The following is a 19673-nucleotide window of genomic DNA, read 5'->3' on the forward strand; positions in this document are numbered from 1 at the left end:
GTAACCGGTAGAGGGCAGGTGCCCGGCCGGCGTGGACCGGGCAGGGCGCCCCGCCATCTGGCGAGGCGCCCTGCCGAGACGGTGCGTCCGTCAGGAGACGGTGCAGGTGGAGCCGTTGAGCGTGAAGCTCGCCGGCCTGGGGTTGCTGCCGGTGTACGTACCGTTGAAGCCGATGCTCGTGGACGCGCCCGGCGCGAGCGTGCCGTTGTAGGACAGGTTCGTCGCGGTCACCGCCGCACCGGTCTGCTGGAAGGTGGCCGACCAGCCCTGGCCCACCCGCTGCGAGGTGGTCGGGAAGGTGAACGCCAGCGTCCAGCCGTTGAGCGCCGTGGTACCGGTGTTGGTGATCGTGATGTTCGCGGTGAAGCCGGTGCCCCAGTCGTTGCTGCTCCAGTCCACCCGGCAGGGTGAGCTGGGCGGCGGCGCCGAGGTGGTCACCGACACCTTCGCCGAGGGCGGCGAGGCGTTGCCGGCCGCGTCGATCGCCACCACGTGGAACTGGTACGTGGTCTGCGGGCTCAACCCGGTAACCGTGTACGTGGTGCCGGTGACCGTGGCGACCAGGACGTCGGTCAGACCGGGGCCACGGTAGATCCGGTACCCGGTGACGCCCACGTTGTCGGTCGACGGCCCCCAGCTGAGCGTCGCCCCGGTCGCGGTGACCGCCGAGACGGTCAGCGGCCCGGGCGTGCTCGGCGGGACGGTGTCCCCGGTGTCGGCCGCGGGGGTGGTCACGGTCAGCTTCGCCGACGAGGGCGAGCTGTTACCGGCCCGGTCCACGGCCCGCACCTGGAACTCGTACGTCCGGGCTGGTAGGAGTGGGGTGACGACCAACGAGTTGGTGGTGGCGTCCCGCTGGACGACCACGTCGCTGCCGAGCATGTACTCGCTGACCACGTACCGGTCCAGCCCGCTGCCGCTGTCGGTGGACGCCGTCCAGGTCAGGCTCACCGAGGTGGCGCTGACCGCGGTCGCCACCGGGGTGCCGGGGATGGTCGGCGGGGTGGTGTCCGGGGTGGTCGTGGGCTCCGAGCCCCACACCCGGGTTCCGCCGGCGTAGAGGGGCACGTTGCGGTTCGGGCCGGCGGTCGCCTGGTACGACGGGTCGTTCGCCGGGTTCCAGGTGCCGCCTTCGGGTACGCCGACCTTGAACTGCACCTCCATCCGGTGCTGCGACTGCCCGGCGGGGGCGATGGTGTAGCCGGTGCAGTCGACCTCGACGTACCAGAGGTCACCGCCGGCCTGGCGGGCGGTGGTCGGTGCCGGGCAGCCCTGGGTGTAGCCGGGGGTGACCTGCACCGGGCCGGTGCCGTCGGGGCGGAAGTAGTAGCGGAACTTCGCGTCGGTCAGCGCCCGCGCCGGGAACGCCGACTTGTTGTAGATCATCACTTTGAGCCCGGTGGCCCGTGGCTCGTTCTGCATGACCGTGGTCTCCACGGTCAACTCGTCGATGTCGGGCCGCTCGGGCACCGGGAAGTTGGCCAGCGGGGTGCCGCCGTACTCCTGGATCAGCCGGGCCAGCGCGGAGGTGAAGCCGGCGTTGTAGTCGGTGGCGACCTCGTTCATCACGTAGTCCGACCGGCTGTCGGTGTACGCGTCGTTCGGTGACGACGGTCCGCCGACCAGCGCGCCGTAGAGGGTGTGCCGGGTCTCGGTGGGCACGGTCATGTTGTCCCACCAGGAGCCGTGCGCGGTGCGGTGGTGCGGGTTGCGCGGCGGATTGTTGCCGAAGCCGATCACGTAGCTGGAGTTGCGCGGGTTGTCGCCGAGCGCGTAGTTGATCTGCCGGACGGCGAAGTCGTGGTAGCGCGTCTTGCGGGTCGTGTCGGTGATCTTGTCGCTGTAGACCAGCGCGGCGAACGCCGTGTTGGCGGCGTAGCGCAGCGCGCCCCACGAGTCGAGCACGGCCATGCCGCCGGGCGAGTACCGGACCCGCTCCCCGCCCACCCCGACGGTCCAGTAGTCCAACCACCGATTGGCGTCGTCGACGTACTTCTGCTTCCCGGTCAGGTTGGCCAGCAGCACGTACGCCCCGAACTGCTTGTTGTCCCAGGCGACGGTCCACTTGTAGGAGCGGGTGGTGGTCTGCGGCTCGGTGCCGAGCCGGTCGTACTCGCTCTCCGCCTTGGTCAGGTACGCGGCGTCGCCGGTGGCCCGGTACAGCCAGATCGCGCCCCAGACCAGTTCGTCCTGCCACCCGCTCCAGGAGCGGTAGAAGCTGGTCGCGTCGGTGATGCACTCGTGGTAGCTGCGCCGCACCGTGTCGGCGAAGGTGTAGAGCTGCCGGGCGTGGGTGAGCAGCCGGTCGGCGTACGCGGCGTCGGTGGGCCGGAAGACCATCGACGATGCGGCCATTGCCGCCGCCGTCTCCCCCGCCAGGTCCGCGCCACCACAGCTCGCATCGATCTTGTACGCGGGCCGCGCCATCGGCATCACCTCGGCCGGCCCCCACCACTTGTGGTCGTCGTCGCCCTTGCCCACCTGTCCGTAGAGGACGTTCGGGGACGGGTGCGCCTTGATGAAGTAGTCGTTGACGTAGCGCAGGTTGTTCAGCAGGTGGGTGAGCTGACCGGAGGCGGCGTACCCGGCCCGGTACTCGACCGCGCCCCAGGCGAGCATGGTGGCGCTGAACGCCATCGGGAAGCCGAACTTCACGTGGTCGCCGGCGTCGTACCAGCCGCCGGTGAGGTCGAGCCCGACGTCGGCACCGTCGCGCAGGGCCGAGGCGCCGCGCCACGAGACCCGGTTCCAGTCCGGCAACCGGCCGGACTGCTGCGCCTCGTAGAACAGCAGGGACTTCTGAAGCGCCTCGGCGTAGTTGAAGTTGGCCGCAGCAGCCGGGGCGGCGGCCTCGGAGGTCGGTGCGGCGGCGGCCCCGGTCGCGGGTGCGCCGGCCGCGAGGGCGAGCGCGGCGGCGAGTGCCGTGCCGGCGGCCAGCAGGCGGCGCGGCCAGGGCTGATCGTGACGGGCGCGGCCCGGCCGTCTGGTGTGGTGCATGTGGCTGCTCCTGTCGGTGCGTGGCAGGCAGCACCGACGCGTGCCGCGTCGGTTCGGACGGCTGCCGGGTGGTGGTGGCGAGGCGGCTCCAGCAGGACCGGGAGCGCTCCCATGGATAATCAGCAATGTAATCCGCCGGCCGCCGGTTTGGGAAGTCCGAGCCTCCGCCGGGCAGGTGCCGTCGAACCGCCGGGTAACGCCTTCCGTACCCACCAGTAACAACGGGGCGTTCATCACATTATCGATGATGTTCGATTTGATAGCTGCAAAACCCGCAGGTGAGACTGGATCCGGCGCGACTCGCGACCCACCTCCACAGAGGAGAGAGCAGGGCCGGGCGTCCTGCAATACGGAACGTGCTGTTGCCGCTGCGCTGCGCGGCGCGCGACAGTACGCGACACCTGGCGGCGCCGTCGATGCCGCCGCTCTCCCGCCCACCCTGAGGAGATCGCGATGGCTCTACGACTCGCCGACGGCACCTCCTGGTCCGACACCCTCGCCCGGGCGGTGGCCGCCACCCCGGAGGCGTTCGACCAGCCGGTCGACGGCGTCACCACGCTGCACAACCTGCTCTCCGGCCAGTGGCGGGCGGGCGGCGTACCCACGCCGGTGCGCACCCCGGTAGACAACACCGTGCTGGTCAACCTGCCCCGCCTGGATGCGCAGACCGCACGCGCCGCGGTCGCCCACGCCGCGACCAGCCACGCCGACTGGGCCGCCACCCCGCTCGACGAGCGCAAGGCCCGGGTCGGCGACGCCCTGGACGCCCTCACCGCCCACCGCGACCTGCTCGCCCTGCTGCTGGTCTGGGAGATCGGCAAGCCCTGGCGACTGGCCTGCGCCGACGTGGACCGCGCCCTGGACGGGGTGCGCTGGTACGTCGGCGAGATCGACCGGATGCTCGCCGACGGCCGCGAGCCGCTGCCCGGCCCGGTCAGCAACATCGCCTCGTGGAACTACCCGATGAGCGTGCTCGTGCACGCCGAGCTGGTGCAGCTGCTGGCCGGCAACGCGGTCATCGCCAAGACACCGTCGCAGGGCGGCGCGGTGTGCCTGACCGTGGCGCACGCCTTGCTGCACCGCGCCGGGCTGCCCGTCACCCTGCTCTCCGGCAGCGGCGAGGCACTGTCGGAGGTCCTGGTCCGGGCGCCGGAGATCGGCGCGGTGGCGTTCGTCGGCGGGCGCTCCAACGGCGGCAAGGTGGCCGCCGCGCTGCTCGACTCCGACAAGCGCCACTTCATCGAGCAGGAGGGCCTCAACGCCTGGGGGGTCTGGAACTTCTCCCAGTGGGACCTGCTCGCCGCCCACCTCAAGAAGGGCTTCGAGTACGGCAAGCAACGCTGCACCGCGTACCCGCGGTTCGTGGTCCAGCGGGACCTGGTCGACGAGTTCCTCGACATGTACCTGCCCGTGGTCCGATCGATCCGATTCGGCCATCCACTGGCGGTGGACGACACCTGGCAGCCCGGTGACCCGCTGCCGGAGCTGGACTTCGGCCCGCTGATCAGCGGAGCCAAGGCCGACGAGCTGCGCCGCAAGGTCGACGAGGCGGTACGCGGCGGCGCCATCCCGCTGTACCGGGGCAAGCTCGACGGCGCACCGTTCCTGCCCGGGCAGGACACCTCGGCGTACGTCGCGCCGTCGGTGCTGCTCGCGCCGCCCGGCCGGTCCCGGCTGATGCACGCCGAGCCGTTCGGACCGGTCGACACCATCGTGGTGGTGGACACCACCGACGAGCTGCTGGCCCAGATGAACGCCTCGAACGGCGCGCTGGTGGCCTCGCTGGCCTGCGACGACACCGACGAGGCGGCCAAGCTGGCCGTCGACCTGCAAGCCTTCAAGGTGGGCATCAACAAGCCCCGCTCCCGCGGCGACCGGGCGGAGCCGTTCGGCGGCCGGGGCGCCTCCTGGAAGGGTGCCTTCGTCGGCGGGGACCTGCTGGTGCAGGCGGTCACCACCGGCGGCGACGACCGCCTCTACGGCAACTTCCCAGGTTGGACGGCCCTCCCACCACACATCTGACCCACACCCGTGATCACGCCCGGTCCGGGATCGAATGGCCCCGGGTCGCGCGGCCGAGGGCGTGCGCGGCGGCGTTGGGCGTACGGGAGTGGGGTGATCTCGATCCGGCGTAGCCCATCGGGCATCACGAACAGCTGCCGCTTGGCTGTTGCGTCGCCGTACGTGTCGAGCTGGTAGCACTGGATCCAGGTCCAGCCGTACGGCGGGTGCCAGTCGGTCTGCTCGCGGAACACCCGAACCGTGATCGGCTTGACGAACTGTGGGCTCGCGTCCCGGGTCAACAGGTACACACCCGGCTCCACCGTCGGCGTGCCGTCGGGCCGGCGGCGTATCACCCGGCACGGCTCGGGACGATCTCGGCCCGGTCCACCCGCACCCGCGCGTAGCGGCTTCGGATCTGAAGCGTCCCGTCGCCCTTCACCGCGTGCCCGTTCACCTCGGCCCAGACGTGGCCGTCCGGCTGGACCGCCCGGCCGATCACCTCGGCCACATAGAGCAGCAGCTCCCCTGTGCCGGGAAGGTATGCCTCCTCGGGCACCCGAATGACGTCCCCCACCGCCACCGTGGCTAGCCCCTCCCCACCGAGCCCGGCGGGTGGCGACCAGCGCGACGGCGGCGGGGTGTCGGTCGGCTCCTGGATGGACATGTGCGCCTCTTTCGTCGCCGGTCTGGAACGGTGGCCGCCGTGGATGCTCGCCCAGCGGCGACCCCCGGGACGAACGCGCCCGCCGGGCCAGGGGGATTGGCCTCCACCGAACGCGCCATCTGAACACGACCTTGCCAAGGGTTGCGGTGCAGTTACACCGCGTAGGAGTGTGTACCGCAGACATTCCGGACGATGCGTTTGGAGAGCGGGATGAACCGGGCTGTTCAGGTGGCGATGGCAGAGGCTGGCGAGACCGCCGACAGCCTCGCAGCTCAGGTGGGGGTCGACCCGAAGACCGCCGCGCGGTGGGTGAGCCAGGGACGGGTACCGCAGACACGCCATCGTGCCCGCGTGGCCGAGATCCTGCGGCGGGACATGGAAGACCTCTGGCCGGAGGCGCAGCGGCGGAAGGAACCCGCGTGGTTCCTGCCCTGGCCGCAGATCGAGCGGGAAGCCGCCGGGCTGCGCTGGTACGAGTCGTCGGTGATCCCGGGCCTGCTCCAGACCGAGGCGTACGCGCGGGCCGTGCTCGCCTGCGGGCCGCTGAGCGCCGACACCGACAGCCACGTCGTCCTCCGGCTGGAGCGGCAGGCGGCGGTCTTCGAGCGGCCCCGACCACCGCTGGCGGTCTTCGTGATCGACGAGGCCGCGTTGCGTCGAGGCGCCCCGCAGGTCATGGGCCCGCAGCTCGACCACCTGGTGACGATGGCGGCGCGGTCGAACCTCATGGTGCACGTACTGCCGCAGGATGCCGGACTGCACCCGGGCCAGGCCGGGCCGTTCGTGATCGCCACGACGGCGGACGGCGACGACGTCGGCTACCTGGACGACCAGGCCGAGGGGCGCATCACCAACGACGTTGCTCCACTCTGGGCGGTCTGGGATACCGTGAGGTCGGTAGCGCTTCCGCGTAACCAGTCCATCGACTTCCTGAGAGCGCGAGCATGGCTGACCTGACCGGCGCCCACTGGCGCAAGAGCACCCGTAGCAGCTCCAACGGCGGCGCCTGCGTGGAGGTCGCCGACAACCTGCCCGGCGTCGTCGGCGTCCGGGACTCGAAGGACCCCACCGGCCCGGCCCTGACCTTCGGCCCCGCCGCGTGGCAGGCGTTCGTCGCGCACCTCACCGAGCGGGCCTGACCGACCACAACAGACACCCGAGAACGCCCGGTGGGCGCTCCTGTGTTCCACGGCCGGATCGCCCGGACGAGCCAACGCGACCCGGCGACCTGAGACAGGCGATGGGCAGGGCACCCGCACCGGGAGCCCTGCCCACCTCACCGTCCTCCGCACCGGAGGCCGGTCGTCTGATCAGCCGGTGCGCTCCGCCGGCATCGGCACATCGGCCGTCAGGGGCACGGTCAGGGTCAGCAGCCCGCCGTCCCGCTCGACCGTGGTCGGTCGGGACAGCCGGCGCAGCGTACGCAGCATCGGCGCGTTGTCGGCCTGGACGTGCAGCACCATCGCCGCGTAGCCGGCCGACTCGGCCTGCCGGGTGAGCCGGCGCAACAGCGTCGAACCCAGCCCGCGCCGCTGCCAGTCGTCGCGTACCAGCAGCGCCAGCTCGGCCTCGTCGCCCTCGGCGAGCAGGTTCGCCATCGCGACGACCGACTCCGCCGCCCCGCCGGAGCCGGTCGTGGTGGCGACCAGGGTCAGCCCGCGGGCCGGCTCCAGCAGCCGGCGCAGCCGGGCCGGCGACGGCTGGACCGCCCCGCCCAGGTAGCGGCGTTGACGGCTGCGTGCCGAGCAGCCCTCGTGCAGCTCGACCACCGCCGCCAGGTCGTCCGCGACCGCCGGTCGGACGGTCAGCTCGGCACCGTCCGGCAGGACCACGGTGACCTGCTCGGCGGCCCGGCGGGCCGCGGTGGCACCCAACTCCAGCAGCGCCTGCGCCCGCGCGTACTCCGCCGGGGTGAAGCTCGGCGCGACCCGGTGCAGGGCGTACGACCCGCCGTTGGGGTCGGCCAGCAGCATGGTTGCGCCGTCGATCCCGGACCGGGCCACGGCCGGCGCGGGTCGCCAGGTCACCTCGTCGGCACCGAGCAGGGCGCGCAGCACCTCCCCGGTCGCGTCCGGGTCGTGGACCAGCCGGGTGGCCAGCCCGAGCACCCGGGTGGGCTGGTCGGCCAGGCCGCGCGCCTCGCTGCGCGCCACCCAGCAGTCCCGGCCCCGGCCCCGCTCCACGGCGGCGATGAGGTCCGCCTCGTCGAGGGTGTCCGGCGCGTCGACGAGGAAGTCGTCGACGGCACCGCGCTCGGTGGTGTGCACCTGCACGGTGAGGATGTTGACTCCACGCAACGCGAGGCTCGCCGTGAGCACCGACAGGTAGCCCGGCCGGTCGTCCACGGTGGCTCGGATCCGCCACAGCGTCATCGTTGCCTCCCTTCCCGTGCCACCATCGCCTGCCCCTGTTGCCGGCCGGTTGCCCCACCGTGTCCGGCCGCGACCAGCCCTGCGGTCTGCGTCACAGCTGGTGGGACGCGGTCACGGGTTGGCGCTCACCGGCGGGGCGCCGACCAGGTCCAGGCGGTCACCGAGGATCACCGCGCTGGCCCGGACCAGCTGCGCCAGCCGGTCCACCTCGGTGGCGTGGAACGCGGCCGGCGCGAGCGTCTCGCTGTGCTCGCGGGACACCACCAGGACCAGCCCGGCCCGGCCGAACGGCGCGACCGCGAAGTGGCCACCGTCGGGCATGGTCATCGACCGGCCGCGCAGCGGGGTCACCTCCGGCAACCGCGGCGGTACGGGCGTACGCCAGCTGGCATGCCCCACCGTCGCCCCGCCGCCACCGGTACGGGAGGCCCAGTCGACCGGCACCACCGCGGCGACCGCCCATTCGGCGGCGAGCAGCCCGGGCACCGCGTCGACCAGGGTGGCCAGCCCGTCGGCCGGATTGGCCGCGACCTGCGCCAGCAGCTCGGCGTCCTGGCCGGTGGTGGTGGGCGCGCCGATCGCCCGCCAGACCCCGTCCACCCGTACCCCCGGGATGGCCGCCAGGCCGGCCAACAGCCGTTCCACCCGCGCGGCGCCCGGCCACACCACGGTGAAGTCGTCGACCGCGCGCCCGCCGAGGCGTTCCAGCACCACCACCTGGACGATGTCCGCGCCCGACACTCCGAGGGTGCGGGCCACCTGGCCGAGCGTGCCTGGACGGTCCGGCAGGGTGACCCGAACGCGCAGCAACATCTGAACCCCTCCGCTCGGCGGGCCGGCACAGTGGCCGGCAGGCTGGTCCCCAGCCTGGCAGTTGACCATTTCGTCCCTGTTGCGGCGGCATGTCCCCAGGGTCAAACCCGACCTTGACAACCCGTCCCAGCTGCCATGAACTGTCCGGATGACCGATCCGGCCGCCCGCCGGGCCGCCCCCGATCACCAACCGGCGGCCGGCGAGACCCCCGATCCGGCGGCCGACAACACGCCCGAACCGGCCGCCGGCTCCCCCGCCGGTCTGGATCTCGACCGGCTCGGCGACTACCTGGCGGAGCACCGGCCCGAGCTGGCCGCCGGCCCGCTGCGGGCCGAGCTGATCGCCGGCGGCCGGTCCAACCTGACCTACCTGCTCCGGGCCGGCGGGCGCGAGCTGGTGCTGCGCCGGCCACCGCTCGGGCACGTGCTGGCTACCGCACACGACATGGCCCGGGAGTTCCGGGTGATCTCGGCGCTGGCCCCGACCGCCGTCCCGGTGCCGCGGGCGCTGCTGCTGTGCCCGGACGCCGACCTGCTCGGCGCGCCGTTCTACCTGATGGAACGGGTTCCCGGCGAGGTGTTCCGCAGCCGGGTCCGGACCGACCAGCTCACCGCCGAGCAGCGGCGCGGGCTGGCCATGGCGATGATGGACACCCTCGCGACGCTGCACGGGGTGGAGCCGGCGTCGGTCGGCCTGGCCGACTTCGGCCGCCCCGAGGGCTACCTCGCCCGGCAGGTCCGCCGCTGGGCCGGCCAACTGGACCGGTCCCGCAGCCGGCCACTACCCGGCATCGACGAGCTGCGCGACCGGCTCGCCGCCACCGCACCCGAGGGCGCCAACGCGGGCCGGATCGTGCACGGCGACTACCGGCTGGACAACCTGCTCGCCACGGTCGCCCCGGTGACGGTGACGGCGGTGCTGGACTGGGAGATGGCCACCCTCGGCGACCCCCTCGCCGACCTCGGGCTGCTGCTGACGTACTGGGACGTGCTCGGCGACAGCGACATCTCCGCCGGCAACCCGGTCGCCGACGGGCTGGGCCCGCGCGCCGGTTTCCCGACCGGCGCGGAGCTGATCGACCGGTACGCCGCCGGCAGCGACACGGACGTCGGCCCGCTGCACTGGCACGTGGCGCTGGGCTGCTTCAAGCTCGCGGTGATCTGCGAGGGCATCCACTACCGGCACGCCCTCGGGCAGACCCTCGGCGACGGCTTCGACACCATCGGCGAGATGGTCGCTCCGCTGGTCGCACACGGACTGACGACCCTACGGGAGGCGTGATGGACTTCGCGTACGACGTCCGCACCGAACAGCTGCGCGGGGAGCTGACCGAGTTCCTGGCGCAGCACGTCCACCCGGCCGAGGCGGTGCACGCCGCCCAGGTCGCCGCCGCCGGTGACCCGTGGGCCCGGCCGCCGGTGCTGGCCGAGTTGAAGGCCGAGGCCCGCCGGCGCGGCCTGTGGAACCTCTTCCTCTCCGACCCGCGCTACGGTGCCGGGCTGACCAACCTCCAGTACGCACCGCTGGCCGAGCTGACCGGGCGCAGCCCCCATCTCGCCCCCGAGGCGCTCAACTGCGCCGCGCCGGACACCGGCAACATGGAACTGCTCGCCGAGTTCGGCTCCCCCGCCCAACGCGAACGCTGGCTCACCCCGCTGCTGGCCGGCGAGATCCGCTCGGCGTTCTGCATGACCGAGCCCGAGGTCGCCTCCTCCGACGCGACGAACATCGCCACCTCGATCCGCCGTGACGGCGACCACTACGTGATCGACGGCCGCAAGTGGTGGTCGTCCGGGGCGATGGACCCGGCCTGCGAGATCCTCATCGTGATGGGCAAGACCGACCCGGGCGCCGACCGGCACCGGCAGCAGAGCATGATCCTGGTCCCCCGGGACACCCCGGGCGTCACGGTCCGCCGGGGCATGACGGTCTTCGGCTACACCGACGCCCCGCACGGCGGGCACGCCGAGATCGACTTCGCCGGCGTACGGGTGCCGGCGGAGCACCTGGTCGGCGCGGAGGGCATCGGTTTCGCCATCGCCCAGGCCCGCCTCGGCCCCGGCCGGATCCACCACTGCATGCGTCTGGTCGGCATGGCCGAACGGGCCCTGGAGCTGCTCTGCCGGCGGGCCACCGAACGGGTCGCGTTCGGCCGCCCGCTCGCCGAGCAGGGCGTGGTACGCGAATGGATCGCCGAGTCCCGGGTCCGCATCGAGCAGGCCCGGCTGCTGGTACTCAAGACCGCCTGGCTGATGGACACGGTCGGCAACAAGGGCGCGCACACCGAGATCCAGGCCATCAAGATCGCCACGCCGGCGATGACGGAGTGGGTGATCGACAAGGCGATCCAGGCGCACGGCGCCGCCGGCGTCAGCCAGGACACCCCGCTCGCGGCGCTCTGGGCCCAGGCCCGCACCCTCCGGCTGGCCGACGGCCCCGACGAGGTGCACCGGGCCAGCCTCGCCAAGCGCGAGCTGCGCCGCTGGACCAGCCCCACCTGACCGCCCCGCCGTCCGGTCCGCCCCGCAGTCCGCTCCGCCGTCCGCCGTCCGGTCCGCCGTCCACCTCGCCCGACCGGCCGTCCGGCACCACCGGCTGCCGCATACTGCGCAAGATCACGCTCGATCCCTGATCGAGTGGTGTCGTCGCGAGGCTGAAGCCACTCATTCCCGGATCGAGCGCGACATCGTCGCGCGACGGAAGCCACCCAATCCCTGATTGCGTCGTGTCGCCGCAGGACGGAAGCCACCCAATCCCGCATCGAGCGCGTTGTCACCGCGCGCCAGCCCACCACCCAGCTCCCAGGTCGCAGACTCCGAAGCCACCCAGTCCCGCATCGAGTGGTGTCGGCGCAGGGCGGAGGCCGCTCGATCCCGGATCGAGTGGTGCCGTCACGACCTGGAGGCCACTCGATCCCGGATCGAGCGTGATCTTGTGGGCGGACGGACGCCAGCCGAGGTGCTCAGGCGGACGGGTCGAACGGGGCAGACCGGGGTCGAGGTGGTCAGGCGGAGGCGCGTTCGACGAGTTGGGTGTCCAGGACGATATGCGGGTCGGGAATCTCGTCGCCGCGGATCCGGGCGACCAGCAGCCGCGCCATCTGCCGACCCATCTCGTCCACCGGCTGGAACACCGACGTCAACGGCGGGTCGCTCTGCCGGGCGATGGGTGCGTCGTCGAAGCCGATCACGGCCACGTCCTGCGGCACCCGCCGGCCGGCCTCGCGCAGCGTCCGCATCGCGCCGAAGGCCATCAGGTCGGCCGCGACGAACACCGCGTCCAGGTCGGGGCAGCGGTCCAGCAGCTGCCGCATGGCCGTCGCCCCGCTCTGCTCGCCGAAGTCGCCGTACGCGATCAGGTCGGGGTTGACCCCGAACCCGGCGGCCCGTACCGCGTCCCGGTAGCCGGACAACCGGGCCAGGCCGGCGCCCATGTCCTGCGGGCCGGCGATGGTGGCGATCCGCCGCCGCCCCCGGCCGGCCAGGTATTCCACCGCCTGCCGCGCCCCACCGGCGTTGTCCACGTCGACGAACGAGGCGGGCTGGGCGTCGGGGTGCAGCATCCGCGCGGGCCGACCGCCGAGCACGGTGGGCAGGCCGCGTTCCTCCAGCAGGGTGGGCAGCGGATCGGCGTCGTGCAGCGACAGCAGCAGTACGCCGTCGACGTGCTGGTTGGTCAGGTGGTGCTCGACCCGTTCCCGCTCCAGCGGGGACTGCGCCATGGCCAGCCAGAGCTGCAGCGGCGTCTCCAGCAGCACCGAGCTGATCCCCCGCACGATGCCGGCGAAGAACGGCTCGGCGAAGAGCCGCTCACCGGACTCGCTGACCACCAGGGCCACCGAGTCGGTCCGCTGGGTGACCAGCGCCCGGGCGGCCCGGTTCGGCACGTACCCCAGCTCGGCGATGGCCTGCTGCACGGCGGCGCGGGCCTCCGGGCTCACCTGCGGAGAGCCGTTGACCACGCGGGAGACCGTGCCGCGGCCGACTCCGGCGCGGGCCGCGACCGCGTCGAGGGTCGGGCGCCCGAGCGACCGGGTGCGCTGCGTTGTCATCGTCTGCTCCTCCGACGTCAGGCGGCCCCGGCACCTGGCTCAGCGTCGGTGCCGGGCCGCCCGTTACTGGCTGGCCGTCGCCCTATTGTGCGGCCAGACCGTTGCGTCGGATCACCTCGGCGTACCAGCTGGCGCTGGACTTGGGGATGCGGGTCTGGCTGTCGTAATCGACGTAGATCATGCCGAACCGCTTGGTGTAGCCCCAGGCCCACTCGAAATTATCCAACAGCGACCAGGCGAAGTATCCCCGCAGGGGAACGCCCGCGCCGATCGCCTCGTGCGCGGCGCGCAGGTGCGCGTCGAAGTACGCCAGCCGCTCGGCGTCGTCGACCTGACCGTCGATCACCGCGTCGACGAAGGCCGACCCGTTCTCGGTGACGTACAGCGGCAGGTCGGTGTACTCCTCGTGCACCCGGCGCAGCGTCTCCACCAGGCCCGGGGCGTCGATCTCCCAGTCCATGTCGGTGACCGGCACGCCCCGGCTGACGAACCGGACGTCCTCGCTGCCCGGCCAGTTGGACGGGGCCCGCCAGTAGGGCTCCGGCTGCTCGCCGGGCGACGGGGCGGCCACCACGTGGCGGCTGTAGTAGTTGACCCCGACCAGGTCCAGCGGCGTGGCGATGGTGGCCAGGTCGCCGTCGCGTACGTGCCCGAAGTCGGTCACCTTCGCCAGGTCGGCGACCAGGTCGTCGGGGTACTCCCCGCGCAGGATCGGATCCAGGAAGAACCGGTTGGCCAGCCCGTCGATGCGCCGGGCGGCGTCCACGTCGCCGGGCGAGCCGGTCGCCGGGGTCACCGGGTACAGGTTGACGGTCACCCCGAGCTGGGCGGTCGGCCGGGCCGCGCGCAGGGCCTGCACGGCGAGCCCGTGCCCGAGCATCAGGTGGTGCCCGGCGCGGATCGCGTCGGCCCCGTCGGAGCGGCCCGGGGCGTGCACCCCCGAGCCGTAGCCGAGGAAGGCCGAGCACCACGGCTCGTTGAGCGTGGTCCAGTACTGCACCCGGTCACCCAGTGCGTCCGCCACCAGCTGGGTGTAGTCGGCGAACCGGGCCGCGGTGTCCCGGGCCGGCCAGCCGCCGGCATCCTCCAACTCCTGGGGCAGATCCCAGTGGTAGAGCGTGAGCCAGGGCTCGATCCCGTTGGCCAGCAGCTCGTCGACCAGCCGCCGGTAGAAGTCCAGCCCCTCGGCGTTGGCCGGGCCCGCCCCGCCCGGCTGCACCCGCGGCCAGGAGACCGAGAAGCGGTACGACTTCAGCCCCAGCTCGGCCATCAGCCGCACGTCGTCGCCGAGCCGGTGGTAGTGGTCGCAGGCGACGTCGCCGGTGTGCCCGGCGACGGTCCGGCCCTCGGTGTGGCTGAAGGTGTCCCAGATCGACGGGGTACGGCCGCCCTCGGCCGCCGCGCCCTCGATCTGGTACGCGGCGGTCGCCGCCCCCCAGAGGAAGCCGGGCGGGAAGGTCAGCGGCGCGCGCTCGTCGAGGACGCCGACGGCGGGCGGGGTGGCGGGGTTGCTCACGACTTGACTGCACCTTCCATGATCCCGCCGATGATCTGGCGGCCGAACAGGATGAAGACGACCACCAGCGGCAGGGTACCCACTGCCGTGGCGGCGAAGACCTGCGAGTAGTCGGTGTAGTAGGCGTACGAGAGGAAGGAGAGCGAGACCTGCAGGGTCGGGTTCTCCGGGGTGAGGATCGCGTACGGCCAGAGGAACGAGTTCCACGTCTCCATGAAGGTCAGCAGACCCAGGACGGCCGCGGCCGGGCGTAGCGCGGGCAGCACGATGTTCCAGTAGATCCGGAACGTGCTGGCCCCGTCGACCCGGCCGGCCTCGATCAGCTCGTCGGAGATCGCCTGGCTGGCGTACTGGCGCATCATGAACACGCCGAAGGCGCTGACCAGGAACGGCACGGTGACGGCGTACAGGGTGTCGTACCACCCGAGCGTCTGCATCATGCCCCAGAGCGGGATGAGGCCCATCTGGGTCGGGATCATCATGGTGACGATGATCGCCAGTAGCAGGATGTTACGGCCCCGGAACCGCAGCTTCGCGAAGGCGAACCCGGCCAGCGAGCCGGTGAGCACCACCGACACGGTGACCACCGAGGAGACGATGATCGAGTTGATCAGGCCGGTGACGAAGTTCGCCGCGTCGTTGGCGAGGACCCGGTCGAAGTTGTCGCCGAAGGCACCGCCGGGGGTGAGCGGCGGCGGCACATCGTTGATCGAGTCCAGGGTGCGGGTGCCGATCACCACCATGTAGTAGAAGGGGTAGATCGACAGCAGGGCCGCCAGGACGAGCGCGATGTAGGTCAGCGGACTGGTGCGCCACAGGCGCTGGGAAGCCGAGATCATTGATCTCTCCTCACTTGGCCGAGCGGCGGACGAGTACGAAGTTGAGCAGCGACATCAACACGATGATCACGAAGATCGCCCAGGCGACGGCGGCTCCGTAGCCGGCGCTGTTGAGGTTCTCGATGCCCATCTCGTACATGTACATGGCCAGCGTCTGGAACTCCCGCTGGTTGCCACCGAGGATGCGGCCGTTGCCGAAGAGCAGCGGCTCGGTGAAGAGCTGCATGCCGCCGATCGTGGAGAGGATGACCACGAAGATGAGGGTGGGCCGGACCATCGGCAGGGTGATCCGCCAGAACTGCCGCCACGGACCGGCCCCGTCGATCGCCGCGGCCTCGTACAGGTCCTTGGGGATGGCCTGCATACCGGCGAGCAGGATCAGGGTGTTGTAGCCGGTCCACCGCCAGTTGACCATCGAGGCGATCGCCGTCCAGGAGCTCCACCGCTGGCCGTCCCAGTCGACCTGGTCGATGCCGACGAAGCTGAGCAGCCAGTTGATCAGGCCGAACTCCCGCTGGAACAGCATGCCGAAGACGATCGCGACCGCGGCCACCGAGACCACGTTCGGGATGAAGATGGCCATCCGGAAGAAGGTCTTGGCGCGCAGCAGGGTGCGGTTGAGCAGGTTCGCCAGGAACAGCGCCAGCAGCAGCTGCGGAATGGTCGACAGGGCGAAGATGCCGAAGGTGTTGACCAGCGCGTTCCAGAAGTATTCGTCGGAGAGCAACCGGGTGTAGTTGTCGATCCCGATGAACGAGTGGTCGCCGATCATGTCCCAGTCGTGCAGGGACATCCAGGCGGTACGCAGCATCGGGTACAGCCCGAACGAGCCGAAGATCAGGAAGAACGGCGCGATGTACAGGTACGGCGAGTACTTGAGATCGAGATGGTTGAGGAGGTATCCCCGGCGGCGCCGGGAAGCGGCATCGGGTGGTGGCGGTGCTGCTGGTGACGGCGGCGCCGTGGTAGCCGACAGGCTCATGACAGTTCCTTTCCCGGTGGGGCCCGGGGGGTGGCCTCGCACAGGGTGCTACGCGGAGGGGGACCGACCGGTGGCGTCCGGGATGGTCCCCGGACGCCACCGGTTGGGAATCACTCAGAAGGCGCCCTGGATACCGGCGTCCTTCACGAACTGCTCCCAGGCCTTCGCCTTGCTGGCCTGCCCGTTCTCGAACGACCGCAGGGCCGGCTCGAGCGCGTTCTCCTTCACCGCCTGGTGCTTCGGGCCCAGGTGCACCGGCTCGATCTTGCTGACGCTCTCACCGAAGATCTTGCCGGTCGGCGCGCCGCTGAAGTACTCGTTGGTGTAGCTGAGGAATGCCTCGTTCTTCAGCGCCTCCAGGTTGGTGGGCAGCGGGCCCTTGGCCTTGAAGGCCTCCACCTGGCTGGTGGCGTTGGTCAGGAACTCGGCGAGCTTCGCCGCCTCCTTCGGGTACTTGCTCTGCTCCGGCACGGCCAGCCAGGAGCCACCCCAGTTACCGCCGCCACCCGGCACGGCCGCCACGTCCCACTTGCCCTTGTTGGCCTCACCGGAGTTGTCCGCGACGATGCCGAGCATCCAGGACGGGCAGAAGGTGGCCGCGAAGGTGCCCTGCTTGAAGCCACCCGACCACTCCGGCGACCAGGTCGCCGTCTTGGCGGAGATGTCCACCATCGAGGTCGCGGTCTCCCAGGCGGCCTTCACCGCGGGGCTGGTGTCCGCGATGATGTTGTTCTCCTTGTCGTAGAACAGGTCGCTGCCCTGCTGGAACAGCACGCCGTTCGAGACGGCGGTGACCGAGTCGATGAAGGCCTTGCCGCCGCTGCCCTGCTTGTACTTGCGGCCGGCCTCGTGGAAGCCGTTCCAGTCCGGCCAGAGCGCCGACACCTGGTCCCGGTCGGTGGGCAGGCCAGCGGCCTCGAACAGGTCCTTGCGGTAGCAGACCGCGAGGCTGCCGACGTCGGTCGGCAGGCCGATCAGCCGGCCGTCCGGCGCCTTGCCCAGCTCCCACTTCCAGGGCAGGTACTCCGTGGAGTGGTCGGCGACCAGCGGGGTCAGGTCGGCCCAGTTGCGCGGGTTGGCCTTGAACTCGTTGAGAATGCCCTCTTCCAGGGCGGTCACGTCGGCCGCGCCCTTGCCGGTGGCCAGGTAGCGGACCAGCTTGGGCCGGTACTCCCCGAGCTGTGCGGTCTTGCGCAGCTCGACCTTGATGCCGGTCTGCTGCTCGTACTGCTTGACGAGCTCGTCGTAGCCCATCTCGCCGAAGGTGTCGACGACCAGCTTGGCGGGCTTCTCGCCCTCGGCTGGCGTGTCGTCGTCCTTGCCGCAGGCCGCGAGACCGCCGACGGCGGTGATCGCCGCCAGGGCGGCCGCCGCCATGCGGGTACGCCGCGTGGTGAGGCTCATCCTGACCCCTCTTTCGATGGTGAGGCTGGTTGTTTGTGGTGGGGGGTGCCGCAGCGTCTGCCGGCGCCGGCTCAGTCAGCCGGCGTCGGCGTCCCGGGCGCCGGACTGTGATCCACGCCTCCTGGGAACGCTCCCATGAGATTGCCGGTGTGTATCAGGAGTGTCAATAGGCCGATGGGAGCGTTCCCAGATCGTTACCGCGAGAGTGGACCGCGATGGTGGTCAGCGGGGGTGGTCAGCGGGGTGGATCGCCTGATGGGTCAGCAGAGACGCCGCAGCAGCGTGTCGACTCGGCCGGCGTCGAAGGCGGCCGGGTCGAAGCCCGCGCCCGCCCAGTCGCGCATCGCGTCGTGCTCGGGGTGGCCCGGATCGGCGAGCGCGGCGAGGAACACCAGATAGCCCTGCGGACCGCCGACATCCTCCGGCGGGCCGGCCCGCTCGCCGTCGAGGCAGCTCGGGTAGCGCTCGTCCGCCTCGGCGGCGAAGGCGTCCTCCACCAGCAGGTCGTGCTCCCACCAGTCGCCGAAGTCGTACGTGTAGTGGAACCGGCTGCCCTTGCCGACCACCGCGTCCAGCCGGACGTCCAGTTCGTCCTGCACGGCCAGCTCGCCGTCGGGATCGGGCTCGCCGTACTGCAAGCCGTCGATCTCGAACGAGTGCAGATGGCAGTCGCGCCAACCCATCGCGTGCTGCACCACCCGGTGCACCCGGTCCAGGGTGTAGCCACCGGGCACCAGCACCCGACGCCAGATGGCGGGACGGACCCCGGACAGCGACATCCTCAGCTGGAAGATCTGACGCGGCATGCTGTCCCATCCTCCCGCGGCATAGGCTGCGAGCATGATCTGCCGAGCGTGCCGGACGCGGCGGCACGACGACTGTCCGGGCCGGAACTGGTGCGACTGCCAGCACCGTACCCCCCGACCCACCCCTCCGGTCACCGGTCCGGCCAGCGAATGAGCGTCGGACTTCCGATTTCCGCGCTCTGGCCGGACCCGTCACCCGCGCCGCTCGACGACGACACGCTCACCGCACGGTACGGTCGCGCCGACCGGCCCCACCTCCGGATGAACTTCGTGACCAGCGTCGACGGCGCGGTCAGCGTCGACGGTCTCTCCGCCGGGTTGTCCGGCGAGCCCGACAAGCGGGTGTTCGGGCTGCTGCGGATGCTCTGCGACACGTTGCTGGTGGCGGCCGGCACGCTGCGCCGGGAGGGATACCGGGCGGTCCGCCTCGACGAGCGGCGCCGGGCCTGGCGACGCGCGCACGGGCTGGCCGAATACCCGACGCTCGTGGTGGTCTCCGGCATCCTCGACCTCGATCCGACCCAGGCGGCCTTCGCCGACGCACCGGTACGCCCGCTGGTACTCACCCGCGACGACGCGCCGGCCCCACCCGGGCTGGCCGCCGTGGCCGACCTGGTGCGCTGCGGTGACGGCCGGGTCGACCTCACCGCCGGGCTGGCCGAGCTACGCCGCCGCGGGCTCGACCAGGTGCTCTGCGAGGGCGGGCCGCGACTGTTCGGCGCACTCACCACCGCCGACCTGGTCGACGAGGTCTGCCTGTCGGTCGCCCCGCTGCTCGCCGGAGCCGGAGCCGACCGGATCACCACCGGCGACCCGAGCCCGGCCCGCCACCTGCCACTGCGCCACGTCCTGCTCGCCGGCGACGGCACCCTGCTGCTGCGCTACGCCCGCCGGTGACCCGGACCACCGGACGACGGGTGTCCCGGGGCCGGCGGCGCCGGTGACCCGGGCCGACAGGGCCGACGGGTAGGCCGGGTCGACCGGCCGGCGGGCCGCGAGTTCGCCGAAACGGCCGCGTAACGGCAGCTCAGCTCACTACCGTGAACCGGGATCGGCAGCTGCCGGGAGGCGGGACGTTGGCACACGAGGTAGTCGAGCTGCGGGTGCACGGTGTCTCGGGGACGTCCGCCGAAGCGCTGCTGGATCACCCGATCGTGACCCGGGTGGCCGGGGACGACAATGCCGGTTTCTACCGGCCCCGGCCGGGGTTCGGGATCAGTGACC

Annotated in this window: 17 protein-coding genes; 6 read left to right on the plus strand and 11 right to left on the minus strand. The window is 71.7% G+C overall.

Going from position 1 to position 19673, the window contains the following annotated elements; genetic code table 11:
• Window positions 1-90 precede the first annotated feature (90 nt).
• Window positions 91-2997: a glycoside hydrolase family 9 protein gene (locus tag C1I95_RS05215; protein ID WP_111212618.1), complete on the minus strand. Its 2907-nt coding sequence runs from the start codon at window positions 2995-2997 to the stop codon at window positions 91-93.
• A 453-nt stretch (window positions 2998-3450) separates the two neighbouring features.
• Between C1I95_RS05215 and C1I95_RS05220 the strand changes: the two genes are divergently transcribed.
• Entirely contained in the window at window positions 3451-5019 is a 1569-nt protein-coding gene (locus tag C1I95_RS05220) for an aldehyde dehydrogenase family protein (RefSeq protein WP_111212619.1), read from the plus strand.
• Here the strand turns inward: C1I95_RS05220 and C1I95_RS35710 are convergent.
• Together C1I95_RS35710 and C1I95_RS05230 are read right to left on the minus strand one after the other, a co-directional pair.
• The gene (locus C1I95_RS35710) at window positions 4974-5354 is read right to left on the minus strand and encodes a hypothetical protein (RefSeq protein ID WP_199523616.1); all 381 of its coding nucleotides are present in this window, start codon (window positions 5352-5354) and stop codon (window positions 4974-4976) included. The genes C1I95_RS05220 and C1I95_RS35710 overlap by 46 nt on opposite strands.
• Window positions 5351-5665 (minus strand): hypothetical protein, encoded by a 315-nt coding sequence (locus C1I95_RS05230; RefSeq protein ID WP_111212620.1) that lies wholly within the window; start codon window positions 5663-5665, stop codon window positions 5351-5353. Before C1I95_RS05230 ends, C1I95_RS35710 begins: the two co-directional genes overlap by 4 nt.
• 210 nt (window positions 5666-5875) lie before the next feature.
• Between C1I95_RS05230 and C1I95_RS05235 the strand changes: the two genes are divergently transcribed.
• Both C1I95_RS05235 and C1I95_RS05240 read left to right on the plus strand, forming a co-directional pair.
• The gene (locus tag C1I95_RS05235) at window positions 5876-6622 is read left to right on the plus strand and encodes a DUF5753 domain-containing protein (protein WP_111212621.1); all 747 of its coding nucleotides are present in this window, start codon (window positions 5876-5878) and stop codon (window positions 6620-6622) included.
• Complete coding sequence (locus C1I95_RS05240) at window positions 6610-6804, plus strand: DUF397 domain-containing protein (protein WP_111212622.1); 195 nt, start codon at window positions 6610-6612, stop codon at window positions 6802-6804. Before C1I95_RS05235 ends, C1I95_RS05240 begins: the two co-directional genes overlap by 13 nt.
• Window positions 6805-6975: 171 nt before the next feature.
• Here the strand turns inward: C1I95_RS05240 and C1I95_RS05245 are convergent, their stop codons facing one another.
• Both C1I95_RS05245 and C1I95_RS05250 read right to left on the minus strand, forming a co-directional pair.
• A complete protein-coding gene (locus tag C1I95_RS05245) occupies window positions 6976-8037 on the minus strand; it encodes a GNAT family N-acetyltransferase (protein WP_111212623.1) in 1062 nt (353 codons plus the stop codon).
• Between the two features lie 111 nt (window positions 8038-8148).
• Entirely contained in the window at window positions 8149-8850 is a 702-nt protein-coding gene (locus C1I95_RS05250) for an ACT domain-containing protein (protein WP_111212624.1), read from the minus strand.
• A gap of 148 nt (window positions 8851-8998) precedes the next feature.
• Between C1I95_RS05250 and C1I95_RS05255 the strand changes: the two genes are divergently transcribed.
• Together C1I95_RS05255 and C1I95_RS05260 are read left to right on the plus strand one after the other, a co-directional pair.
• Entirely contained in the window at window positions 8999-10132 is a 1134-nt protein-coding gene (locus C1I95_RS05255; protein WP_111212625.1) for a phosphotransferase family protein, read from the plus strand.
• The gene (locus tag C1I95_RS05260; RefSeq protein WP_111212626.1) at window positions 10132-11352 is read left to right on the plus strand and encodes an acyl-CoA dehydrogenase family protein; all 1221 of its coding nucleotides are present in this window, start codon (window positions 10132-10134) and stop codon (window positions 11350-11352) included. The genes C1I95_RS05255 and C1I95_RS05260 overlap by 1 nt, the downstream gene beginning before the upstream one ends.
• Window positions 11353-11855: 503 nt before the next feature.
• On the opposite strand, the gene C1I95_RS05265 is transcribed toward C1I95_RS05260, so the two are convergent.
• From C1I95_RS05265 to C1I95_RS05290, 6 genes are all read right to left on the minus strand, one after another.
• Entirely contained in the window at window positions 11856-12902 is a 1047-nt protein-coding gene (locus tag C1I95_RS05265) for a LacI family DNA-binding transcriptional regulator (RefSeq protein ID WP_111212627.1), read from the minus strand.
• A gap of 82 nt (window positions 12903-12984) precedes the next feature.
• Window positions 12985-14418, minus strand: a complete 1434-nt coding sequence (locus tag C1I95_RS05270; protein ID WP_111212628.1) for a GH1 family beta-glucosidase — start codon at window positions 14416-14418, stop codon at window positions 12985-12987.
• Window positions 14415-15257, minus strand: coding sequence for a carbohydrate ABC transporter permease (locus tag C1I95_RS05275; RefSeq protein WP_111212629.1), 843 nt, complete (start codon window positions 15255-15257; stop codon window positions 14415-14417). The genes C1I95_RS05270 and C1I95_RS05275 overlap by 4 nt, the downstream gene beginning before the upstream one ends.
• 10 nt (window positions 15258-15267) lie before the next feature.
• Window positions 15268-16239 (minus strand): carbohydrate ABC transporter permease, encoded by a 972-nt coding sequence (locus C1I95_RS05280; protein WP_111212630.1) that lies wholly within the window; start codon window positions 16237-16239, stop codon window positions 15268-15270.
• Between the two features lie 114 nt (window positions 16240-16353).
• Entirely contained in the window at window positions 16354-17643 is a 1290-nt protein-coding gene (locus C1I95_RS05285; RefSeq protein ID WP_111212631.1) for an ABC transporter substrate-binding protein, read from the minus strand.
• A 260-nt stretch (window positions 17644-17903) separates the two neighbouring features.
• Window positions 17904-18449 (minus strand): plasmid pRiA4b ORF-3 family protein, encoded by a 546-nt coding sequence (locus tag C1I95_RS05290; protein WP_111212634.1) that lies wholly within the window; start codon window positions 18447-18449, stop codon window positions 17904-17906.
• Window positions 18450-18599: 150 nt separating this feature from the next.
• On the opposite strand from C1I95_RS05290, the gene C1I95_RS05295 reads away from it, so the two are divergent.
• Window positions 18600-19346, plus strand: coding sequence for a pyrimidine reductase family protein (locus C1I95_RS05295; RefSeq protein WP_111212632.1), 747 nt, complete (start codon window positions 18600-18602; stop codon window positions 19344-19346).
• Window positions 19347-19673 lie beyond the last annotated feature (327 nt).

It is taken from the genome of Micromonospora craterilacus, assembly GCF_003236315.1.
GTDB lineage: Bacteria > Actinomycetota > Actinomycetes > Mycobacteriales > Micromonosporaceae > Micromonospora > Micromonospora craterilacus.